Raw genomic sequence first — 20,374 nt, 5'->3', positions numbered from 1 at the left:
TACATGGATTATTCCCGTTACCCCATAGGCATACCCCTCACAGGACTCCTCCTTGCTCTGCTGATCAGCCTTATTGTGGCCTATACCGGGATTTTGGGAGTTGGTGCACTGACCCTACTGCCTTTTGCAGCCCTGATGTTTCTTTTCATGCTGAGTCACCCCAATAAAGCCCTGATCGTTGCCCTGGTGTTTGCTTTTGTTTCCATTGGAGCCAGCCGGTATATACCCAGCCTGCCTTTGGGCCTTTCGGTGGATTTTGCGTTGGTAGCAGTAATACTAAGTGCCTTGTTTCATACAAAAGTAAAAACAGACTTTCGCTACCTGAAAAACAGCCTTTTTGGCGTCACGCTGCTGTGGATGATGTATAACATAGCGGAACTTTTCAACCCTGAGGCCAGAAGTGTTACTGCCTGGGTCTATGCTGTACGGGGAACGGCTTTGTACATGTTGCTTACAGTCCCCCTCACATTACTTTATGCGCATAAAAGAAAAGACCTGGACCGGCTGATCAAAATCATCCTGTTGTTTTCCATACTCGCTTCATTCTGGGGCCTCAGACAATACTACATAGGTTTGGATGGAGCAGAAAATCGCTGGCTGGATGCAGGTTCCAGATCCACCCATGTCCTTTTTGGGAACCTCAGGGTTTTTAGTTTCTTTTCGGACGCAGGCCAATTCGGTGCAGGCATTGCTCATTCGGGAATGATTGCCCTTGTATTGGCGCTGGGACCCTTTACGCTGAAGAAGCGCATTTTTTTCGCCCTTTGTGCGCTGTTGTTTTTTTATCTAATGATCATGAGTGGAACCAGAGGAGCGTTAATGGTCCCTGTGGCAGGTACGCTGGCTTACCTTTTTGCCTCAAAAAACTTTAAATTAATGACTCTTGGTCTGGCTAGCCTCGCACTAGTCTTTGTATTTTTAAAATTCACTTCCATAGGTAATGATGTTTACCAAATAAGAAGATTAAGGTCTGCCCTGGATCCAAATGATGCTTCACTCAATGTAAGACTTGCCAACAAGGCGAAATTTTCCGAATACCTGAAAACCAGGCCTTTTGGAGGTGGAATAGGTACTTCTGGTTTTTGGGGGCAAAGATTCAGTCCTGGTACTTTTCTGGCAGAAACCCCCAATGACAGCTGGTTCATTAAAATCTGGGCAGAAATGGGAATAGTGGGACTTGCGTTACATGTAGCCATACTCGCATTCATCGCAATGATGGCTTTATTTAAAATCTGGAAAGTCGAAAACCCCCAACTCAAACAAAAATTGCTGGGATTGTTTGCCGGCTATGTGGGGATTGCAGCTGCATCAATCGGAAATCCCTTACTGGGACAAATGCCTACCGGTTTGATACTTTACATGTCCTGGGCCTATTTTTTCCTGGCAGAGGATCTTGATAAGGAAAAGAACAAAGAAATAAAGAATAATGAATAAACCGTTAATTTCTGTCATCACCATTAACTTCAATGGCCTGGTACACACCCTGGATTTTTTGGCTTCATTTCAAAAAGTGAGCTATCCCAATGTAGAAATCATAGTGGTGGACAATGCTTCAACTGAAGATCCTGAGGAAATACATACAAAATTCCCAAATACCATCCTGGTAAAAAACCCGGTGAACGAGGGATTCGCCGGAGGAAATAACCGGGGAATGGAGAATGCAAAAGGAGAATATTTCTTTCTGATCAACAATGATACCGAGGTCGCCCCGGACATTCTGGATGTGCTTCTTCAACGTATGCAGCAAGAAGAAAATGCCGGATTGGTCTGTCCTAAAATTCTTTATCATGACGCCCCGGACACCATTCAATATGCCGGTTTCTCTGCCATAAACCCCATTACAGGGCGGGGCAAGGGCAAGGGCTACCAGGAAAAGGATACAGGACAATACCAAAAAGCGGAAATCACCCAGCTGGCTCATGGAGCAGCCATGTTTATCCCCAAAAGGGTGGTCCTTGACATAGGCATGATGGCTGAACTCTATTTTCTTTATTACGAAGAAATGGATTATTGTGAGCGCATAAAAAATGCCGGGTATGAGATTTGGTACGAACCCGGGAGTTTTATTTTGCACAAAGAATCCATGAGCGTGGGTAAAAACTCCTTGCTAAAAACATACTACATGAGTCGAAACAGGTGGTTGTTTTTGAGAAGAAATGTAAACTGGCCCTTGTTTTTTTTTACAGCAGCTTATTACCTGCTGGTTGCACTGCCAAAAAACCTGCTGGTTTTTGCCACGCAGGCAGAGTGGTCTCATTTTAAAAAATATTTCAAAGGTTTTTCGGACGGGTTGTTCATGAAGAATATCCGGGAAGACCCCGCACTTAATCATTAGTCATGAGGATAGGTATAGAAGCACAACGGATTTTCAGAAAAAAAAGGCATGGAATGGACATGGTAGCCATTGCACTCATCCGGAATCTGCAAAAAATGGATACCAGCAACCAATACTTTATTTTTGTCAATGAAGTGGAGGATACTTCCCCGATCAGTCCCACGGAAAATTTCGTCATAGTACCCCTTACTCCTTCTCCCTACCCTGTCTGGGAACAATATCATTTGGCAAAAGCAGTAAAAACCTATCAGCTGGACCTTCTTCATTGTACCAGCAACACTGCACCAATTTCCTGCAAGGCCAAACTGCTCATCACTTTACATGATATCATCTATCTCGAAAAATTAAATTTTAGAGAAGGCTCCTGGTACCAAAGAATGGGCAACCTTTACCGCCGATGGAACGTGCCAAAAGTCGTGAAAAAAGCCTCTTGCTTGTTTACTGTTTCACGCTACGAACAAGAGCGGATCGTAAGGCAATTTGGCATGCAGCCAGAAAAGGTCAAAGTGGTATACAACGGAGTAGCAGGGCATTTCAAAAAAGAAAGCCCCGAAAAAAGAAAGGTGATCCAAAAGAAGTATGGATTGCCAGATACATTTATGTTGTTCCTGGGCAATACAGATCCCAAAAAAAACCTCAAAGGAGTATTGAAAAGCCTCGCCTTGCTGGAGGAAAAAAAAGTTGATTTTCCTGATTTGGTCATGCCTGATTTTGGAAAAGATGTTTTGATATTGATGCTAAAGGCCATAAACTCCCCTCAACTGATCCATAAAATCCACCTGACGGGCTATATACCCAATGATGATTTACCTTCCATTTATAGCCAGGCATTGCTCTTCTTATACCCTTCCCTCAGGGAAAGTTTTGGCTTGCCTATACTGGAAGCCATGGCTTGTGGCTGTCCGGTCATCACTTCCAATACCTCCTCCATGCCGGAGGTAGCCGGAGAGGCTGCCTTGCTAATTGATCCCTTTGACCCGGAAAGTTTGAGCAAAGGAATAGCATCCCTGCTTGAAAACCGGGAAACCAGGCAAAAACTAATAGAAAGTGGATATAAGAGACCACCATTGTTTGACTACCAAAAGGGTGCGGAAGAAACCCTGGTCAGCTATAACCAAATCCTGAATCCCGAATGAAGGATAAAAAATATTGGCTCAGTAGTGGTTTTTATACCATGATGCACAGGGGCGTGGATTTTTTGCTTGGTTTCATTGGTTTCATGTTATTGGTTAGGATCATTTCTCCGGAAGATTTCGGCGTTTGGGTTTTGCTTATCACCATTGTATCCATCATAGATATGGCCAGAAATGGCTTTATTCAAAATGGTTTGATCAAATATTTTGTTGGAAAAAAACCAGGCGTTCAAGCCAAAATCCAAACAGCAGCCATTTGGTTGAACACCGCACTTAGCATATTGATTTTTTTAATTATCTGGTTGCTTGCTTCACCTTTGGCAAACCTATTGAATGCTCCGGACTTGGCAGAAATCCTTATCATTTATTCCTGGGTGATTCCCGTATTGGTAATTCACACCCATAATCTGGTCCTGATGCAGGCCAGTTATGATTTCAAAGCTTACTTTTTTGCAGGGATCAGCAAAAGTTTGCCCTTTTTTCTGGTAATTCTATTGGCTTACATGAACTTCTTTGAACTAAGCCTCAAGTCTCTTGCCTGGTACCAAAATGGAACCTTTTTGCTGGCCTCTCTGATGTCTGCCTATCAGGTAAGAAAATATTTCAGCCTCCGGTGGAAGGCTCGTGCATATTGGCTGATCAAGTTATTTCACTTCGGGAAATTCGTTTTTGGTACCAACCTCGTTTCCATGCTTACCAACAGCCTGGATAAATTTTTTCTCGGAGCTCTTCTTTCCCCTGTTCAGGTGGCCATGGCCAATACGGCTGGCCGGGTGATGAACATGGTAGAAATTCCCGTAAATTCCATTGCCTCCATCAGCTATCCCAAAGCGGCAGAAGCCCACGACAAAAAGGATTCGGAGGAGGTAGGTCGGCTCTATGAAAAAACTTTGGGGATGATGCTGGCCCTGACGGTCCCATTTTGGCTATTTTGTCTTGTATTTGCGCATTATATCATATTATTTATCGCAGGAGAACCCTATTTGAATGCAGTCCCATTTTTAAGGGTCATGGCATTCCTGGCCCTGATCAAACCCTTCGACAGGCAGTCCGGAGTTTTTCTGGACGCCATAGGCAAGCCCTTCTACAATATGATCATGGTCTTTGGTACCTTCATTTACGGGGCAGGTTTAAGCTGGTTATTAATCCAATGGACCGGATTGCTGGGAGCAGCATATGGTTTGGTGATTTCCATTTTTATCACTGTTTTAATCAAACACTTCATACTTTCAAGATACATCAATATCCATATTTGGGCTTGCTGGACACAGGCTGCAAAAAATTACCTCAGGGCATTTAGAGAGGCGAAAAAAAGGATTGGAAAAACGCTGCGTTAATATCATTCCCATCTCTCTTTAAGGTGATGAAACTCACCTTTACGCCTGGCCCATAAAGGCTCAATATCAATGACCTCGTTATGCGTAGTGGCCATAAAATCTTTATTGGCCCTCCTGATATGCAGCATTCCGGACAATTGCCCCCATACGAACAAGGGGATTTTTGGAATGGCTTTCAAAACTTTACCGGGGGTCCTGTTAAAAGTAAGGATTGTTAAAAAACCCAATACGAATAAAAACAAACTGCCTGTAACAAGAAAAAAGTAAGTCCATTTCAACCATAAGGCAAAGATCGCCAGCACAAGACCACCCCCAACCAGCATGACCATGGGGGGCATGGAGACCATCAGGGAAAAATAAAGCAAGTTCCAATCCCACTTGATAATTCCCTTAAGTAAAAGCCTCAATGACACCGGAACCTGAGCAAAATAGCTGTTGAGCCAGCGCCCCCTTTGCCTACCGATCTGTTGGGCAGCTGTGACCTTTTCATCAAAAATAATGGCGGCTGCGGCATAGGCTATCCTATGACCACGCTCTACCAATTGAAGTTGCAGTGATTTGTCCTCTGCCACTACTACCCCTTTCTCCTTCAATACCAGCAATTCCCCTGAAATATTTTCCCGGTAAACTTCCTTCTCCAGGGACATACCGGAGCCGGCAATGGTGGAAGAAGACCCTAGTAAATAGGGTACATTTCTCACCGCAAAATCGTAATAATACTCGCCCAAGGCATCCAGTGCAGCATAGGTTCCCTTAATATTTTTGGCAATTCTTTTCCCCTGAACTGCCTTAAACCCCATGGCGTGATACTGGTTGATCACCCTTAAAAAATGAGCAGGAACCAGGTTATCCGGATCGAAGACCACAACATGGGTATGATTTGCCTTCATTGAATTCAGGGCCAGGTCCAAAGAAGCCACCTTGCTGTGTAGAAAAATTTCAGGTTGCAGTATGCTTAACCTTTCATCTGAAACAGGAACCTCTAATGGCTCCATGATCCCATCGGCTACCAGATAAATGTGAAAATCAGGGTAATCCTGTTTCAACAGGGAACGGACCAGGGGCCAGGCGATTTCACCCTCTTTGTATAGTGTGATCACACAAGCAAAATCTGCGGAAAAACCGGGGTCAGGATCCATCTTTTCTTTCCTGAAAACTGCCGCCGTGGCACTGATCAGGGGAAACAGGAGATAAAAACAGCATATCCAGGTAATTATTTCAAACAGCACCAAAGCATCAAAAATTAATGGTTATTTTTATCCTAAATTTAAGGTTTCCAATGTGGAATCCTTTTAAAAATCTAAGAAAAAACAGCTTGAATGAATAATTTTTCAATTTCCAGTCTAAAACAACTCCCTATAGTAATGACTAGTATGTCCAGGTGGGACGGTGATTTTTCTTCTGCCTCCTGGTCGCTGGCCAAAACCTTTTCCCGGGACCAGGTGGTATTGTATGTTGATTATCCTTTTACCCTTTTGGATTATTTCAGAGAAAGAAAAAAGAAGGCGATAAGGATCAGAAAACCTGCTTTACTTTGGGGCAAAAATAATTTAAAACCTTTACCGGAATATGGTCCCCATCTATATGCGCTAACCCCGCCTTTGATGCTGCCTATCAATTGGCTGCCCGAGGGGGTGATTTATGGTTTTCTGGCAAGGTGGAATGACAGGCGACTGGCCAAAAGCATAAAAAAAGGATTGAAAAGGTTAAAATTAGAAGATTTCATTTTTTTCAACTCCTTTAATCCACTTTACCTGAGCCAACTGCCCAAAAATTTCAAGCCCAGGGTGATTGTATACCAATCAAGAGACAATATCCGGGCTTTGGAACCTTATTTGAGAAAGCATGGGGCAGGAAATGAAATTAAGGCCATCCGTAATGCGGATATCAGCCTGGCCACTTCCCGGCAATTACAGGAAGACCTGCAGGTTCTTTCCAAAAAAAATGTGGCTTATTTTCCCAATGCTGCAGATTTCAACCTGTTCAAATCTGCGTATGAAACAAAGCTTTCTTTACCAGAAGACCTGCAAAATATTCCTTCCCCTATCATTGGATATACCGGCAACATCTGCCACCGACAGGATTATGATCTGATAGCCCATATCTGTACTGCAAATCCTGAAATAAGCCTGGTATTGGTGGGCCCCAGAAACCACCAGGGGCATACCCATATTGACCTAGATAAGATTCCCAACCTTTTCTTTACCGGACCAAAAGGAATCGAGCAATTACCCCGGTACCTGGCTCATTTTGACCTTTTGATTTTACCCTTTTTGTGTAATGAGGTGACCAGGAGCATTTACCCGCTCAAAATCAATGAGTATCTGGCTTCTGGTAAACCTATAGTAGCTACACCTTTTTCTGAGGATATACGTTCCTTCTATCCCCTGATCAGACTTGAAAATGACCCGGAAAATTTTGCCCTGGCCATTAAGCAGGAACTTGAATCCGACAATCCTGAAAAAGCCAAAAAAAGATATGTGGAGGCTTCTAAAAACACCTGGGAAGAAAGAGTAGCTCTTTTTTGGAAATTGCTGGATCAGACATTTTCGCTCTGAAAAAGAGCAGGAATAGTGCGCAGCAAAATCTTTAAATCAAACCAAAGGGAGAAATTTTTAACGTAATCATTATCAAGACTAAGCCTTTCTTCTTCCGACATTTCCCCTCGTCCCCTTTTTTCAACCTGCCAAAGGCCTGTAATTCCTGCCGGCCCCAAAAAACGGAGGGCATATTTATCTGTGGTTATTTTTTCAGCTTCATACAAAGGGAGTGGGCGATTTCCTACCAGTGACATGTCACCTTTAAGTACATTCCAAAGCTGTGGTAACTCATCGATGCTGGTATTTCTAATGAATTTCCCAATCCTGGTAACACGGGGATCATCTTTTATCTTGATAAAAGCGGAGTCTTGATTGCTGTACTTTTTGGCCAAAATGATTTTTTCACAGACCATTTGGTTATCATCATAAAGGGGTTGCAAGCATCCCCCTCCCGCTTGTTCACAAAATTCACAAAGCTCCTTAACCACCGTGGTTCCTGTTGGGGGTATGCTTTCTTCGGCTGGCGATTTCTCCGGATTGTTGTATTGGTTAAGGTGCTTGAGTTGTTGAAGTTTGGCATCGGCATCGGGATCCATGGACCTGAATTTGTAGAATTTAAAAATCGTATAGCCCGTACCTACCCGGTAAGAATAATAAAAAACCGGACCTCTTGATTCCAGTTTGATTAAAATTGAAACGATTAAAAACAAGGGGCTCAATGCAAATAATATCAACCCTGAAACAAAAACATCGAAAAAACGCTTCAACCAGGGAATACTGTAGGGCTCAACCTGGGTGATTTCCGTATCTTTCAGCCTTTTGATCGGATGCTTGAGTTGGAATTCCAGCCTGCTCTTTAACTTTTTTTTATTGACAGGTTTGGTAAAAATATCCGCAACCCCCTTACCGATGGCTTTGAGGATTTCTTCCCTGTTCGCTTTGTCCATGATGAGGAAAAAAGGCAGGTGTCCAAACCCCAGTTTTTCCATGGTTTTTTTTAAAGAAAGGCCATGAACATCCTGTAAGGCAGCATCACTCAGCACCAAACAAAATTCCTTTGGAGATTGGGCTAGATGGTTATAAAAAACAATTCCATTGGAAAAGCTGACTATCTCAAATTTATCCTCCACTGCCTGAATCACCGATTCAATTAACTGCCTACTTTCGGAAATCAGCGCAATTTTAAGGAAATGATCAGCCATTGATAGATTCCATTGCAAGTTTTCCCGACCTCCTCAAAATGGAATTAATCCTTGCCTCAAGCTCTTTTGGGTTAAAAGGTTTCACCATGAAATCGTCTGCTCCCAGATTCAAAATGTCAATCTTTTTTTCAGATGACTCAGTAGCGGATAGGACGATCAATGGTATCTCGGCAAAAAAGCCACTGGAACGAATAAACTCAACAAATTCCGACCCGTTGATATCGGGCATATTCAAATCACAAATGATAATATCGGGCAGGTTACCTTCATGCATGACGGCGATAGCGTCTGCCGGTTTACTAAAAACCTTTACGTCAAATTTTTCCTTGAAATAATGTTGAATGATAAGCAAAACCGAAGGCTCATCATCAATGGCAAATAATCTATACCCGCTTTTCATAGCTACAAGTACTGTTAGGTGAATTATAATTACCACTAAAGGTAAATATCTACAAGCAAATAAAAAAAGGTTTATTCAATTTTATTTTAATTAAAATAAAATATATTGAGGTTTTATTTATCTAAAATATGGATATTTAATAAAATACAAAATTTAATATTTAAAAAACTAATTAGTGGGTTTAAAAAAGAAATTACTATTATTGATAAAAAAAGGCATTGCCTCCCGATTGGAAACAATGCCTGTGTATATCCTGCAAATAGGATCAATACCCTCCTTCTTTCAATACCTGATCGAAGTACCTGATCGTTTCTTTCAAACCTTCTTTCAATTGAATTTTAGGTTCCCAACCCAGTTCTTTTCTGGCAAGATCAATATTGGGTTTTCGCTGCATGGGGTCATCCTGAGGTAAGGGCAGGAATTTCAGCTTACTTTTTGATCCGGTAAGTTCCAGTACGTTTTCAGCCAGCTCCAACATGGTAAATTCCACGGGGTTACCTATGTTTACCGGGCCTATAAAACCTTCACGGCTGTTCATTAATTTGTGCATGCCGGAAATCAAATCACTCACGTAGCCAAAACTTCTGGTCTGTTTTCCATCTCCAAAAATGGTAATGTCCTCTCCTTTCAGCGCCTGTACAATAAAATTGCTCACTACCCTTCCGTCGGAAGGGTGCATCCTTGGACCATAGGTATTAAAAATACGCATCACCTTGATACTTAATTTTTGCTGCCTGTGGTAGTCAAAAAACAAGGTCTCTGCACACCTTTTGCCTTCGTCATAACAAGCTCTGGGCCCGGTCACACTTACACTGCCTTTATAGGATTCCGGCTGAGGATGGATTTCAGGATCGCCATACACCTCACTGGTGCTGGCCTGCAAAATCCTTACTTTCAATCTCTTTGCCAAACCCAACATGTTGATGGCACCCAATACGCTGGTCTTGGTCGTTTGAACGGGGTCAAACTGATAGTGCACCGGGCTGGCGGGACATGCCAGGTTGTAAATTTGATCTACCTCAACATACAATGGAAGGGTAACATCATGCCTTAGAAATTCAAAATTTTTATTGTCCAGCAAATGGTGAATATTTCTTCTTCTTCCGGTAAAAAGGTTGTCCGCACACAGAACTTCATTCCCTTCACTTAAGAGTTTGTCACAAAGGTGGCTGCCCAAAAAACCAGCTCCACCGGTTACTAAAATCCTCTTCATTTTTTTTTAAAATAATTGATTTAAAAACAAGCCTTTAGAATGCTAAAGTATAAAAATCAAAAATAACAATATATTTCCCATTGGTATAATATTTTTTTAAAGTAATTCAATTTTACTTACTTTTGGTCAAAATATTATTCTTGATATCAGGTACCAAACCCAAATTACAATCAACATGAACCAAAATAAACTTATTATTGCCTCTTTAGTTACTCTTTTCACTTTTTCCCTGAGCTACATTACTCTCGCTCAGGACGGTAAAAGGGACTTGTATGAGCTTAAAATATACCATATAGCTAATAGCGATCAGGAGAAAATGATAGATCAATACCTGAAATCCGCTTTTATTCCTGCCGCCCACAAAGCCGGTGTGAGTAATGTTGGCGTATTCAAACCTCTTCCTTCAGAGGAAGATGCCGGTGAAAAAATTTATGTCTTTCTTCCCTTTAAAAATTCTAAAGCATACTTCGAATTTCAAAATAAGCTGGAAAAAGACCAAACTTATCAAAATGCCGGAAAGGAGTATATCTATGCTGCTCATGACAATCCTCCATACACAAGGTTGGAAACCCGTTTACTGCAAGCTTTTACCGGAAACCCCAGAATGAATACCCCGGAGCTTTCTTCACCTAAAAATGAGAGGGTGTACGAATTGAGAAGTTATGAGGCGGCAACGGAAAGGCTGTACCGACAAAAGGTAAAGATGTTTAACAGCGGCGAAATTGATATTTTTGATAAATTGGACTTCAATCCGGTTTTTTATGCAGAAACCCTTGCAGGTGCCACCATGCCCAATCTCATGTATTTGACAACATTTGAGAACATGAAAGAACGCAATGCCCATTGGGATGCATTCCGGGTGGACCCTGACTGGGAGGCCATGAAAGACCTGGAAGAATACCGCAACACAGTATCTAAAAATGTCACCCGCCTTTTGAGGCCTGCCGACTATTCAGATTTTTAATTTTGTTTGATACAAAGTTACAGGGACCAGCTGTTAAAATAGCTGGTCTTTTTTGGCTTAACCTATTTCATCAACCACAAAACTTTCCGGATTCAATTTTTTATTGATCAGTTTAAGATCTTCCAAAATTTCCATGGTCTTTAGCAGGTGATGTGCTGGTACCTTTTTATGAGTAGCCCAGCTTGTCTGGGAAATCCACTCTCTGACATCTGTCTGCTGGAGTTGATACCTTTCACTAATGCGCTTTACCGCCGCCTCTTTATCTTTCATGATGGATAAGTTAATTTCATAAAGGGCATCCCTTATCTGAAAAGCAAGAGGACCATTATCCTGCAGCATTTTTTCCGAAGCTACTATTACAAAACAGGGCCAGGGCGTAGGTATTTCCCCTATTCTTTTGAACAATCCTTTGTCGACTAACGGTTTGGTCGTATATTTTTCCCATAAAAAAGCTTTGGGACTGCCTTTCTTAAACGATTGGATGGCACCTTCCAGATTACCAATAATTTCAAAATCTATTTCACTGGTGTCCCATCCTTCCTTTTGGGCCAATAAATAAGTCATTAAATGTGAACCTGAGCCCATTCTGCTGACCAGAAAAGGTACATTCTTCAGTTCTGAAACCTTTTCTAAATCTGTTTTTGCAGGCACATGTATTCCCCAGACCAAGGGAGAGTCCACATGAAAGCCAATAATTTTACCAGGATTACCCTCAATTTTGTCCTTTACAAAACTTTCGGTAAGCACAATGGCCAGGTCAGTATTTCCCTCCCTTAAGGCCCTGTTCATGGCGCCGGAACCTCTGGATTCATTTTCCCAAACCAGCTGTACATCACTGTCCAAAAAAGGCTGATTTTCCACAAGCTTCTGCCAGGGGAAATTAAAATGCTCTGGCACACCTGTTATGTTGATTTTTTCCATAAACAAAGATATAAAGGAAATTTTATAGTTTCTAACAGATAATATGAAGCCTGTTATACTAGCTTTCTTTGGTCAAATGGTTTTTTTCAGCCTAATAATAAGGCATTTGTTCAATGGTATTCCTATCTTTGAATTATAGTTTCCATTCAAAAGCATTTGAACAGGGATCAACATTTAATTTAAACATAAATCATTCAATATGAAATTTAAACCTGGAGTTAAATATGGTGAAGAGCTGAAAGACCTGATCGCATACGCTAAGGAAAGCGAATTTGCGATGCCGGCTGTTAACTGTATCAACAGCAATACGGTCAATGCCGTACTGGAAACGGCCAAAAAAGTGAACTCACCTGTAATGATTCAATTTTCCAATGGGGGAGCCCAATTTTTTGCAGGAAAAGGTCTGCCCAACGACAAACAACAGGCTTCCATAGCAGGTGGTGTATCCGGTGCCATGCACGTTCAAAAAATGGCAGAGGTATATGGGGTTCCTGTCATCCTGCACACCGATCACGCAGCAAAAAAACTGCTGCCCTGGATTGACGGTCTGCTTGAAGAAGGCAAAGCCTACTTTAAAGCTTTCAAGAAACCCCTGTTCAGTTCACACATGTTGGATCTGTCAGAAGAACCTTTGGAAGAAAATATTGAAATTTCCGTAAACTACTTCAAAGAGTTTGCCAAGTTGAAAATGGCCATCGAAATAGAACTTGGTGTTACAGGAGGTGAGGAAGATGGGGTGGACAATACCGAAGTGGACAGCTCCAAACTCTATACCCAACCAGAGGAAGTGGCGTATGCATATGAAGAATTGAAAAAAGTAGATGACATGTTTACCGTGGCAGCTGCCTTTGGGAATGTTCATGGGGTGTACAAACCAGGAAATGTTTCCCTTAAACCAGAAATTCTTAAAAATTCTCAGGATTATATCAATGAAAAATTTGGTACGGTGGGCAAACCCGTCAACTTTGTTTTCCATGGAGGATCCGGTTCCAGTGTAGAAGAGATAAGAGAGGCCAATAGCTACGGTTCAGTCAAAATGAATATTGACACTGATCTTCAATGGGCTTTCTGGGAGGGTGTGTTGAAGTATTATCATGAGAAAGAAGACTATCTTCAAACGCAACTTGGTAATCCGGAAGGTGCAGATAACCCGAATAAAAAGTCTTATGACCCAAGGGTCTGGCTCAGGAAGGGCGAAGAAAATTTTGGAAAAAGGTTAGAGTTGGCCTTTGACATGCTCAATGCCATCAATAGAAATTAAATTTTCTAACAGCCTTAAAAAAGCTACCCAATCCGGGTAGCTTTTTTTTTTCAGGGATTCAGCCATTTTCGTAAGTATGCTTTTCTCTCGCCGAGATCGGTCACCTGTATGGTTTTCACCTGGCTTTCCCGAAAGCTTTCCGACCAATTGGGAAGGGTTCCTGGATCCATTTCGTTTTTTTCTATTACAAGGGGTTTTCTATTGGATAGGTTTTCCAAAAGATCTGGCAGATCATAAGCTGGCAGGGCTCCGGCAACTGTATAGGCAATATTGGCAGGGTCGTAATTTTCCTGCGCCACCAGAGACCTGTAAGATAGCATGGGGTCTATGAGCGCAATTGAAGCAATATCCGGATTGTAATTGGCTGCATGGAGCAATACTGCTGCCATCTGACCTTTGGCCAGACTTTTTATTTCATCTGCTCCCTGAGACTCTTGCAATACTTTAACCAACCGGTTGACATCTCCAGCATGCAGGCCCACAATACTTCTACCGATCAGGATGCTGCCAAACCACAAGTTATAAGACTCCCCCTGAAAGTTTGAATCTCCCGTAAATCCACCATTGCCCATTTCTCCGGTGTTTAACAAATCCGGAGCCAAAACCATCTGGCCTTCCTGTACCAATGCTTCCATGGTACCCCCTACTGCTGCATCAATGCCCTTTCCCTCAGGATCCAAATAAATTACAGCTTTGGAAGTCATTTTATCCGGCCTCATCAAAAGGTAGGGAACCCAATAGTCTCCTTCTCCCTTCATTAAATACTTTTCAACGACGTACCCATCTCTTTGAAACCTTCCTGTCATCATGGTTTCTATATCCGAAGAAGGCTCCCGGTAACCTGAAAGCTCTCTTGAACGGCTTATACGTTCAGCCAGGGAGCCTTTAAGCTCCTTTGGTAAATGGGTCTGATTGAGTTCCTGAATGGTTTTACCTGGATAACTGCTAAGAACCTGTCCAGTCGGGGTAACCTGCAGTTCCTCACGACTCAGGGTATCTATGTTCTGGTCTTTTGAAGAGCCTGGCCAATCCAGGTGTTTTTGAAAAAAAGCATACATGAACTCTCTGTTTTTGAGGGTTGAAGCATGCCCAGCATCATCCTCCACCATGTCAAATCTATCTGAGAGACCATATGAATCATAAATCCTTTGAACCTGATCTCTGGCTTCTCTGGCCCCTTCAATGTTGAAAATATCCCTGGTTGTGGTGATCATCAGGTTGGGCTTGGGAGCCCTTACCAGCAAAAGATCCGGCTGATCCAGGCCGGCGGCAATGCCCCTGAAAAAGTTTTGTTCTGCATCCTGAGGTCCATGGGTGAGCAGCAAGCGCCTGAAATTGGTAATGTAATTTTCCGGAGCTGAGGCATAAATGCGCGAATCAAATGCTGCAATATATGCCGCCTGGGTTCCTCCTCCCGATCTGCCGGTAATACCGATTCTATCTGGATCCACCTCAGGTCGGCTAATCAGGTAATCCATTGCCCGGATACCGTCCCATATCATGTATTTGGCCTGGGAAGTACCGGCTACAAATGCCTGAGCACCGGGATAGGAATGTTGTTTTGTGGGGCCGCCAATGGTAGGTTTGTTGGTGGAAGGATCAAAATATTCCAGGCGCTCACCTTGCCCCACCGGATCAAATGCCAATACGATAAAACCTTTTTTAACCAGGTTTAATATCACATGTTGATAGGTAAAACTCCTGTATGATTCCAGGGCATGACCGGAACAGTAAATAATGGCCGGTGCCTTTCCGGCCAACCCATCCGGTAGAAACAGGGTAGAGCTCACATAAAACCCAGGCTGCGATTGAAATACCACATGCTCCATACGGAAACCTTCCCGCTGCACCGTACGGGTAATTGCTGCTTTTAAGGGGGTTTTCTCTGGGAAAGGCCCAACTACCTGCATTAATTTTTCCTTGATTCCAGCTTGCCAATCCTGCCATTCTGCTTTTGATTGGATGTTTTCCAAGGCTTTTTCCCTTTCATCCAGTAACTCAAAAGCCTGCCGGGTCTGATGTCTGTATAAAGCATTAGGCCCATCCGTAAAACTGACCCAATGGGATTGGATAACCTTTAAATCCTCTTGCGCATGGGCAGGCAAAAACGCACAGGCGAGCATGAATAAAGTCAGAAAAAAGGTCTTCAACATGGTTTAGGTTTTTAGAAATAAAAAGGGTTAAAAATAAGACTTATTGTTCCCCTTGATCCACAAAAGTAGAATAAGCCTTATTTATATTTTAATTCAAAAGGAAATCATATAGCAATTACACCTGCTCAGGTACCACATATGGAGGCCTGCTGGGCCGGGTCAGCATGGTATCTGCTTCTGTATCATTGGCGAATTTCTCATAATCTCCCATAAACTTTAATCCCCTTTCCAATCGGTAAGAAATATTGGCAATTAATGGAAGGGCGGAAGAATAATATCCTTCCATGATATCACAATTCAGACTTTCCTTTTTGCCATCTCGGATAGCATCCAGGAAATTGGCATAATGTTCGGCTCCCCCAGGTGCTGCCAGTACATTAGAACCTGATTCTTGTGGAGCTGCTTGCTGAGAGCTTGCAAAAGGCTCCTTTTCATCTTGCCTGAAGGCTTTCCAGGTGCTGCCATTAAGCTCCAGGTACCCGTCGGTTCCATAAAACATGTTTCCGATTTTGATATCAAGACTGGACTCTCCGTGGGTATATCTGCCCCGTGTTTCAAATTCCAAAATTTTTCCATCATCATATTTGAAAATAGATGTTTGGGTATTTGGTGTCTCCTGAGAACATTGCTGAGGTGTCATCCCATAAATATCCCCAGATGAATAAACGGAAACAGGATGTTCATTCTTGTTCAGCCCCCATCTGGCCACATCAAACTGGTGTGGCCCCTGATTACCTGTATCGCCATTTCCTGTATCCCAGTGCCAATGCCAGTTGTAATGTCCTTTTTTCTCATTATATGCCCTGTAGGGAGCAGGACCTAACCATAAATCATAATGCAAACCTTCAGGAGGAGTACTGTCTCTGCTGATGCCAAATGAATTTCTGGGCTTGTAGCAAAGCCCTTTGGCCATGTACACTTCCCCTATATTGCCATCATGTAAAAACTTCATGGCTTCCATGACGTTTTTTATCGATCGGTTTTGGAAACCCACCTGCACGATACGGTCATATTTTCTGGCCGCCTCGATCATTTTTCTACCTTCAAATACGTTGTGACTAGCTGGCTTTTCTACATATACATGCTTTCCTGCCTGGCAGGCCCAAATGGTTCCCAGGGCGTGCCAATGATTGGGTGTGGCAAAGGATAAAGCATCCACTTCCGGGTCTTCAAAAACCCTTCTCATGTCATATGCAGTACCAGGTTTATCCCCTACCCTGTCATTGACCAGTTTCACCTTTTCAGCCCAGGTATTTTCATCCACATCGCATAAGGTCTTGATCACCACATTGCGGCTCTCTTTTAATTTACAGAATTGATTGATGTGATTGGTACCTTGCCCCCTTATACCTATTACCGCCAGGTGCATCCTGTCATTGGCTCCCATGATTTTTCCATAGGATTTGGCACTCATGCTCATGCCAGCTAAGGCTACTCCGGCACTACCCATCAAGCTTTTCTTGATAAATTCTCTTCTTTCGGTCATTATTCTTTTGTTTTTTTAGGACTGACTGCTATAAACTGGAAATAAAATTTTCGAACATTTGCTTTTGCGCCACCATGGAAGCCACTTTATCCGCCGGATTGCTGTGTGCTTCCAGCAAAATCCAGCCCTGATAATTGGCCTGGTCCAATAAGCGAAAAAGATCCTGATAAGGATAATCATTTTCATCAAAAGCCCTTACGTGGGTGGTGTCTCCCAACCACTTTTTCACCATATTGAAATTCGCCTCCAATCCCGGTTCCATCAGGTCAGTATCGTTGCTGTTCCAACATATCTTTACATTGGAAGAGGTAACCTGGTCAAATATCGCCTTCATCACGGGAAGTTGCTGGGTGATCCTGCCATGAACTTCCACACGGACCAACTGACCATGGTCGGCCCCAAATTCCCCCACCTCACTAAGGGATTTAGCGATCTGTGCGATGGTCTTCTCTCTTGAAACACCTTCAGGAAGGGTATTTGGTTTTACTTTAATGCCTGTTGCTCCTATATCGTCACAAAGTTGTATGTAAGCCTTGGTTTGCCTGATGTTTTCCACAACCAAAGCCGGGTCAGTGCTGTGATATTCAAAATTGCTTCCATAACCCACGCAGCTAACCGGACTAGCTTCAAATCTGCTCCGGATCTCCTTTCTTTCAGCCTTGCTCAGGTGTGCTTCCACCCCATGGGCATGTTCTGTCCTTAACTCTACCCCTTTATACCCGGTTTTCTCACAATTACTGATCAATTCTGCCAGGGACCAGTCTTTTCCCCATAGGTATGTTACCAGACCAAAATTCATTTTTGATACTTTCACACTGGCCGTAGCTGGCAAAGACCAGGAACCCAAAGTACCCATTGCAAGGCCGGAAAGCATGCTTTTTTTCAGGAAATTTCTCCTGTTATTTTGATTGTTCTTCATACAAATTACCATTTAACATCGAATACGGAAGTGATGGCTGTTTCAGGTAAAGGGTTTTTTTCATTAAACGGGTACAAATCTTCCTGGGCCTCCAGTTCAACTTTATCCTCATTTAACCTTCCATCCGCATGCATGGCCTTGGAAAGATCCAATCCCAGATGTTCGGCTAAAAAGGGATAAACTGCCTGTCTTTTTTTGTCATCATATCCATGATTATCGGCTGGAATATGGATGTTTTGAACCATTTCCTTTTTACCTTTCAATCCATAAATGTATTGCAGGTGGGGGTATTCCACCTGAGGTGTATTTTTGGTCCAATCTCCTCCTACAGATACCAGCAAAAGAGGTTTTGGAGCGACCAGAGCCGCAATTTCCACATTGTTGGTTTGGAAATTTTTACTCTTATGAATGGGCATACCGCTTTCACATACACAGCCACCGAAGAAATGGGCAGATACCATGACTACAGGAGCTATCACATCGATCCGATCATCCACAGCAGCCAAAAGAAAGGATTGGGTAGCCCCCCCTGAAGCTCCTGTCACGGCCAGCCGCTCAGGGTCTGCGCCCATTGACAGAATAAAATCCACTCCCCGTATACTGTTCCATAGCTGGAGTTTTAGCACTTCCCCGTCTTCTCTGTGGTCCCAGCCCAACTCCTTTTGCTGACCATAGCCCACGGCATCATAGGCCCAGACCATGGCCCCCATCCTGGCCATGGAGGCAAATCTTTTCTGTGCATCTGGCCGGTAACGGCCCACCTCTCCTTCCTTATCCCAATGGCCATGAGGACTGAGAATTCCTGGTGCTTTACCCGAGAATTCAGCTGGTATGTACAGGCTTCCAGTGACAAATACTCCGGGTAAGCTTTCGAAAGCTACATTCCGGACGCTATAACCATCATATTCCCTAATCTCGCCCATGATGGGGTTCATGGGACCCTTTTCAGGCATATTGTCCAAGCCCGTTCCCTTTAAAATTTGCTTGCGAATGCTTTTGGCCCTTTTGTCCCAGGCCTTTTCGCTGGTATATTCAGTCTGCATCATTTGCAGAAAACCAGCTCCTTCTTCTTCTGTCCAGTGGGCACCTACGCAAAGCATATCATCCGATGCGGAAGATTGAGCTTTGGAACCCCATATGGTGAGGAGCATTAATAAAGAGAAAAAGAACGAGCAGTTTAATGGGTAATGGATTATTTTCATTTTCATAAAGGTTTGTGTCAAGCTTTTAACCATTTGTCCCACCAGGAAAAGGCTTCCTGCTGCATGTCCGCATCAAATTTATGGGGACCGGGATAGTAGGAGGCCTTGTAATTGTCGCTGAATCCAGCCTTTTCATAGATGTCTGCCAGAATTTTATCTGCTTTTTCCATCTCTGGTAAGGTGTACAATTGATCCTCCTTATCGTTTAATACCAAGGTCGGCAATGGCACCCTTAACCCCAGGATTTCAGGGAAATCAAGTTCTTCAGGCAACCTGGGAACATATGTCATCCAGGTATGGGTGTAGGACTTATTCAAAATGAAATCTGTCCAGGTACTCATAAAACCCACACAAACGGCACATTTGATCCTGTGGTCTAACCCGGCCATCATCACCGTTCGCAATCCTCCACCGGACAGGCCTCCACAGCCCACCCTTGCTTCATCCACATCAGGTCTGGCCACAAGCAGGTCAAGAGCAACCTTATCCTCGGCAAAGAAGACCCCCGGCCAGGTAGTGCCACCACAAAACAGAGATTTTGCCATAATATGTTCGTGGTTACCTGCCCAGTCATTGTAGGCAGCAATATTACCGGCATTTTCCGGATTCTTGTCCGTCAGACCAGAATGCAGGTGATCAGGGACATCCTCCATCATTACCCTTCTGCTGGCAAATGTAAAAGCATCTGAAACCATCACCACATAACCTCTTTTGGCGATCTCATTGGCCCATGCCTTACCTTCATAGTAATGGTCCTGATGTTCAACCATCAACTCATGTTGGCTTTTTCCTGTTCTGGTGATTTTTCTTAATCCAAAATACTTATTACCTCCATGGTCATGAAAAGCCAGAATGGCAGGTAGTTTACCTTTGGCACCTGCAGGCTTTAGCACCAGTGCCTGTGTAGGCCTGCCATAGGGAAGTTGCCAGGATATGGATTCGATTTCCAAGCCATCATGCACATGACTATCATGCCGCGTGACAACAGGAAGCGGGCCTGTATCTGGAATACCCATGCGCTCCCTGGTTCTATCGAGGGCCAATGCCTTCCATTGCTCCAAATTGGTGAATGAAGGGTTTCTGTAGGAAAATTTGGGCAACGAATCTTTAATCAGACCATCCACCCATGGTCCATATGGGCCGATAATGCTTTGACCATTGACTGCCATCCTGTTGGTGTTTTTTGTAAAAACTGATGCATGAGATACTGGCATGTGAATGCCGGCGGCCAATCCGAAGCCTGCCAATCCTGCCTGCTTGATAAATGATCTTCTTGGTTTTTCCATAATAAAATCCGGCTATGCAACA

General features: G+C 43.2%; 17 protein-coding genes. 7 read left to right on the top strand and 10 right to left on the bottom strand.

Annotated features, from left to right (window positions below; all coding sequences use genetic code 11):
* The first annotated feature begins 3 nt into the window (after positions 1-3).
* The 4 genes from HUJ21_RS15195 to HUJ21_RS15180 are packed head-to-tail and all read left to right on the top strand — an operon-like array spanning position 4 to position 4,805.
* Positions 4-1,434: an O-antigen ligase family protein gene (locus HUJ21_RS15195; protein WP_291371230.1), complete on the top strand. Its 1,431-nt coding sequence runs from the start codon at positions 4-6 to the stop codon at positions 1,432-1,434.
* A complete protein-coding gene (locus tag HUJ21_RS15190) occupies positions 1,427-2,335 on the top strand; it encodes a glycosyltransferase family 2 protein (protein WP_291371228.1) in 909 nt (302 codons plus the stop codon). Before HUJ21_RS15195 ends, HUJ21_RS15190 begins: the two co-directional genes overlap by 8 nt.
* A gap of 2 nt (positions 2,336-2,337) precedes the next feature.
* The gene (locus HUJ21_RS15185; protein ID WP_291371226.1) at positions 2,338-3,471 is read left to right on the top strand and encodes a glycosyltransferase family 1 protein; all 1,134 of its coding nucleotides are present in this window, start codon (positions 2,338-2,340) and stop codon (positions 3,469-3,471) included.
* Positions 3,468-4,805: an oligosaccharide flippase family protein gene (locus HUJ21_RS15180; protein ID WP_291371224.1), complete on the top strand. Its 1,338-nt coding sequence runs from the start codon at positions 3,468-3,470 to the stop codon at positions 4,803-4,805. Before HUJ21_RS15185 ends, HUJ21_RS15180 begins: the two co-directional genes overlap by 4 nt.
* 2 nt (positions 4,806-4,807) lie before the next feature.
* Here the strand turns inward: HUJ21_RS15180 and HUJ21_RS15175 are convergent, their stop codons facing one another.
* On the bottom strand, positions 4,808-6,034 hold the full coding sequence (locus HUJ21_RS15175) for a glycosyltransferase (protein ID WP_291371222.1): 1,227 nt from the start codon (positions 6,032-6,034) through the stop codon (positions 4,808-4,810).
* 90 nt (positions 6,035-6,124) lie between these two features.
* On the opposite strand from HUJ21_RS15175, the gene HUJ21_RS15170 reads away from it, so the two are divergent.
* The gene (locus tag HUJ21_RS15170; protein ID WP_291371220.1) at positions 6,125-7,363 is read left to right on the top strand and encodes a glycosyltransferase; all 1,239 of its coding nucleotides are present in this window, start codon (positions 6,125-6,127) and stop codon (positions 7,361-7,363) included.
* On the opposite strand, the gene HUJ21_RS15165 is transcribed toward HUJ21_RS15170, so the two are convergent.
* From HUJ21_RS15165 to HUJ21_RS15155, 3 genes are all read right to left on the bottom strand, one after another.
* A complete protein-coding gene (locus tag HUJ21_RS15165) occupies positions 7,345-8,547 on the bottom strand; it encodes a sugar transferase (RefSeq protein ID WP_291371218.1) in 1,203 nt (400 codons plus the stop codon). The genes HUJ21_RS15170 and HUJ21_RS15165 overlap by 19 nt on opposite strands.
* The gene (locus HUJ21_RS15160; RefSeq protein ID WP_166148424.1) at positions 8,540-8,947 is read right to left on the bottom strand and encodes a response regulator transcription factor; all 408 of its coding nucleotides are present in this window, start codon (positions 8,945-8,947) and stop codon (positions 8,540-8,542) included. The genes HUJ21_RS15165 and HUJ21_RS15160 overlap by 8 nt, the downstream gene beginning before the upstream one ends.
* 265 nt (positions 8,948-9,212) lie before the next feature.
* Positions 9,213-10,160, bottom strand: a complete 948-nt coding sequence (locus HUJ21_RS15155; protein WP_291371215.1) for a UDP-glucuronic acid decarboxylase family protein — start codon at positions 10,158-10,160, stop codon at positions 9,213-9,215.
* 175 nt (positions 10,161-10,335) lie between these two features.
* On the opposite strand from HUJ21_RS15155, the gene HUJ21_RS15150 reads away from it, so the two are divergent.
* Positions 10,336-11,124, top strand: coding sequence for an NIPSNAP family protein (locus HUJ21_RS15150; protein ID WP_291371213.1), 789 nt, complete (start codon positions 10,336-10,338; stop codon positions 11,122-11,124).
* A gap of 57 nt (positions 11,125-11,181) precedes the next feature.
* Here the strand turns inward: HUJ21_RS15150 and HUJ21_RS15145 are convergent, their stop codons facing one another.
* The gene (locus tag HUJ21_RS15145; RefSeq protein ID WP_291371211.1) at positions 11,182-12,045 is read right to left on the bottom strand and encodes an ABC transporter substrate-binding protein; all 864 of its coding nucleotides are present in this window, start codon (positions 12,043-12,045) and stop codon (positions 11,182-11,184) included.
* 199 nt (positions 12,046-12,244) lie between these two features.
* Here HUJ21_RS15145 and fbaA point away from each other — a divergent pair, with 199 nt between their 5' ends.
* Positions 12,245-13,306 carry a class II fructose-bisphosphate aldolase gene (gene fbaA, locus HUJ21_RS15140; protein ID WP_291371209.1) on the top strand — a complete coding sequence of 354 codons (1,062 nt, stop codon included), beginning with the start codon at positions 12,245-12,247 and terminating at the stop codon, positions 13,304-13,306.
* Between the two features lie 50 nt (positions 13,307-13,356).
* Here fbaA and HUJ21_RS15135 read toward each other — a convergent pair whose 3' ends face one another.
* From HUJ21_RS15135 to HUJ21_RS15115, 5 genes are all read right to left on the bottom strand, one after another.
* Positions 13,357-15,459 carry an acetylxylan esterase gene (locus HUJ21_RS15135; protein ID WP_291371207.1) on the bottom strand — a complete coding sequence of 701 codons (2,103 nt, stop codon included), beginning with the start codon at positions 15,457-15,459 and terminating at the stop codon, positions 13,357-13,359.
* A 115-nt stretch (positions 15,460-15,574) separates the two neighbouring features.
* A complete protein-coding gene (locus HUJ21_RS15130; RefSeq protein WP_291371205.1) occupies positions 15,575-16,945 on the bottom strand; it encodes a Gfo/Idh/MocA family oxidoreductase in 1,371 nt (456 codons plus the stop codon).
* Positions 16,946-16,973: 28 nt separating this feature from the next.
* Entirely contained in the window at positions 16,974-17,864 is an 891-nt protein-coding gene (locus HUJ21_RS15125; RefSeq protein ID WP_291371203.1) for a TIM barrel protein, read from the bottom strand.
* A 5-nt stretch (positions 17,865-17,869) separates the two neighbouring features.
* Entirely contained in the window at positions 17,870-19,066 is a 1,197-nt protein-coding gene (locus HUJ21_RS15120; RefSeq protein WP_291371201.1) for an acetylxylan esterase, read from the bottom strand.
* A 17-nt stretch (positions 19,067-19,083) separates the two neighbouring features.
* Positions 19,084-20,352: a prolyl oligopeptidase family serine peptidase gene (locus tag HUJ21_RS15115; RefSeq protein WP_291371199.1), complete on the bottom strand. Its 1,269-nt coding sequence runs from the start codon at positions 20,350-20,352 to the stop codon at positions 19,084-19,086.
* Between the last annotated feature and the right edge of the window lie 22 nt (positions 20,353-20,374).

Origin of the sequence: Cyclobacterium sp. (assembly GCF_014762705.1) — a bacterium.
In the GTDB taxonomy this organism is placed as follows: Bacteria; Bacteroidota; Bacteroidia; order Cytophagales; family Cyclobacteriaceae; genus Cyclobacterium.
This window is presented reverse-complemented; position numbering and strand designations above follow the sequence as displayed.

What these genes read in the sequence shown, in the direction of transcription:
- HUJ21_RS15155 (WP_291371215.1), bottom strand. Translation starts at nt 10,160, where the DNA reads ATGAAGAGGATTTTAGTAACCGGTGGAGCTGGTTTTTTGGGCAGCCAC.
- HUJ21_RS15120 (WP_291371201.1), bottom strand. Translation starts at nt 19,066, where the DNA reads ATGAAAATAATCCATTACCCATTAAACTGCTCGTTCTTTTTCTCTTTA.
- HUJ21_RS15195 (WP_291371230.1), top strand. Translation starts at nt 4, where the DNA reads ATGGATTATTCCCGTTACCCCATAGGCATACCCCTCACAGGACTCCTC.
- HUJ21_RS15130 (WP_291371205.1), bottom strand. Translation starts at nt 16,945, where the DNA reads ATGACCGAAAGAAGAGAATTTATCAAGAAAAGCTTGATGGGTAGTGCC.
- HUJ21_RS15115 (WP_291371199.1), bottom strand. Translation starts at nt 20,352, where the DNA reads ATGGAAAAACCAAGAAGATCATTTATCAAGCAGGCAGGATTGGCAGGC.
- HUJ21_RS15190 (WP_291371228.1), top strand. Translation starts at nt 1,427, where the DNA reads ATGAATAAACCGTTAATTTCTGTCATCACCATTAACTTCAATGGCCTG.
- HUJ21_RS15145 (WP_291371211.1), bottom strand. Translation starts at nt 12,045, where the DNA reads ATGGAAAAAATCAACATAACAGGTGTGCCAGAGCATTTTAATTTCCCC.
- HUJ21_RS15170 (WP_291371220.1), top strand. Translation starts at nt 6,125, where the DNA reads ATGAATAATTTTTCAATTTCCAGTCTAAAACAACTCCCTATAGTAATG.
- HUJ21_RS15150 (WP_291371213.1), top strand. Translation starts at nt 10,336, where the DNA reads ATGAACCAAAATAAACTTATTATTGCCTCTTTAGTTACTCTTTTCACT.
- HUJ21_RS15165 (WP_291371218.1), bottom strand. Translation starts at nt 8,547, where the DNA reads ATGGCTGATCATTTCCTTAAAATTGCGCTGATTTCCGAAAGTAGGCAG.
- HUJ21_RS15160 (WP_166148424.1), bottom strand. Translation starts at nt 8,947, where the DNA reads ATGAAAAGCGGGTATAGATTATTTGCCATTGATGATGAGCCTTCGGTT.
- HUJ21_RS15180 (WP_291371224.1), top strand. Translation starts at nt 3,468, where the DNA reads ATGAAGGATAAAAAATATTGGCTCAGTAGTGGTTTTTATACCATGATG.
- HUJ21_RS15125 (WP_291371203.1), bottom strand. Translation starts at nt 17,864, where the DNA reads ATGAAGAACAATCAAAATAACAGGAGAAATTTCCTGAAAAAAAGCATG.
- HUJ21_RS15185 (WP_291371226.1), top strand. Translation starts at nt 2,338, where the DNA reads ATGAGGATAGGTATAGAAGCACAACGGATTTTCAGAAAAAAAAGGCAT.
- fbaA (WP_291371209.1), top strand. Translation starts at nt 12,245, where the DNA reads ATGAAATTTAAACCTGGAGTTAAATATGGTGAAGAGCTGAAAGACCTG.
- HUJ21_RS15135 (WP_291371207.1), bottom strand. Translation starts at nt 15,459, where the DNA reads ATGTTGAAGACCTTTTTTCTGACTTTATTCATGCTCGCCTGTGCGTTT.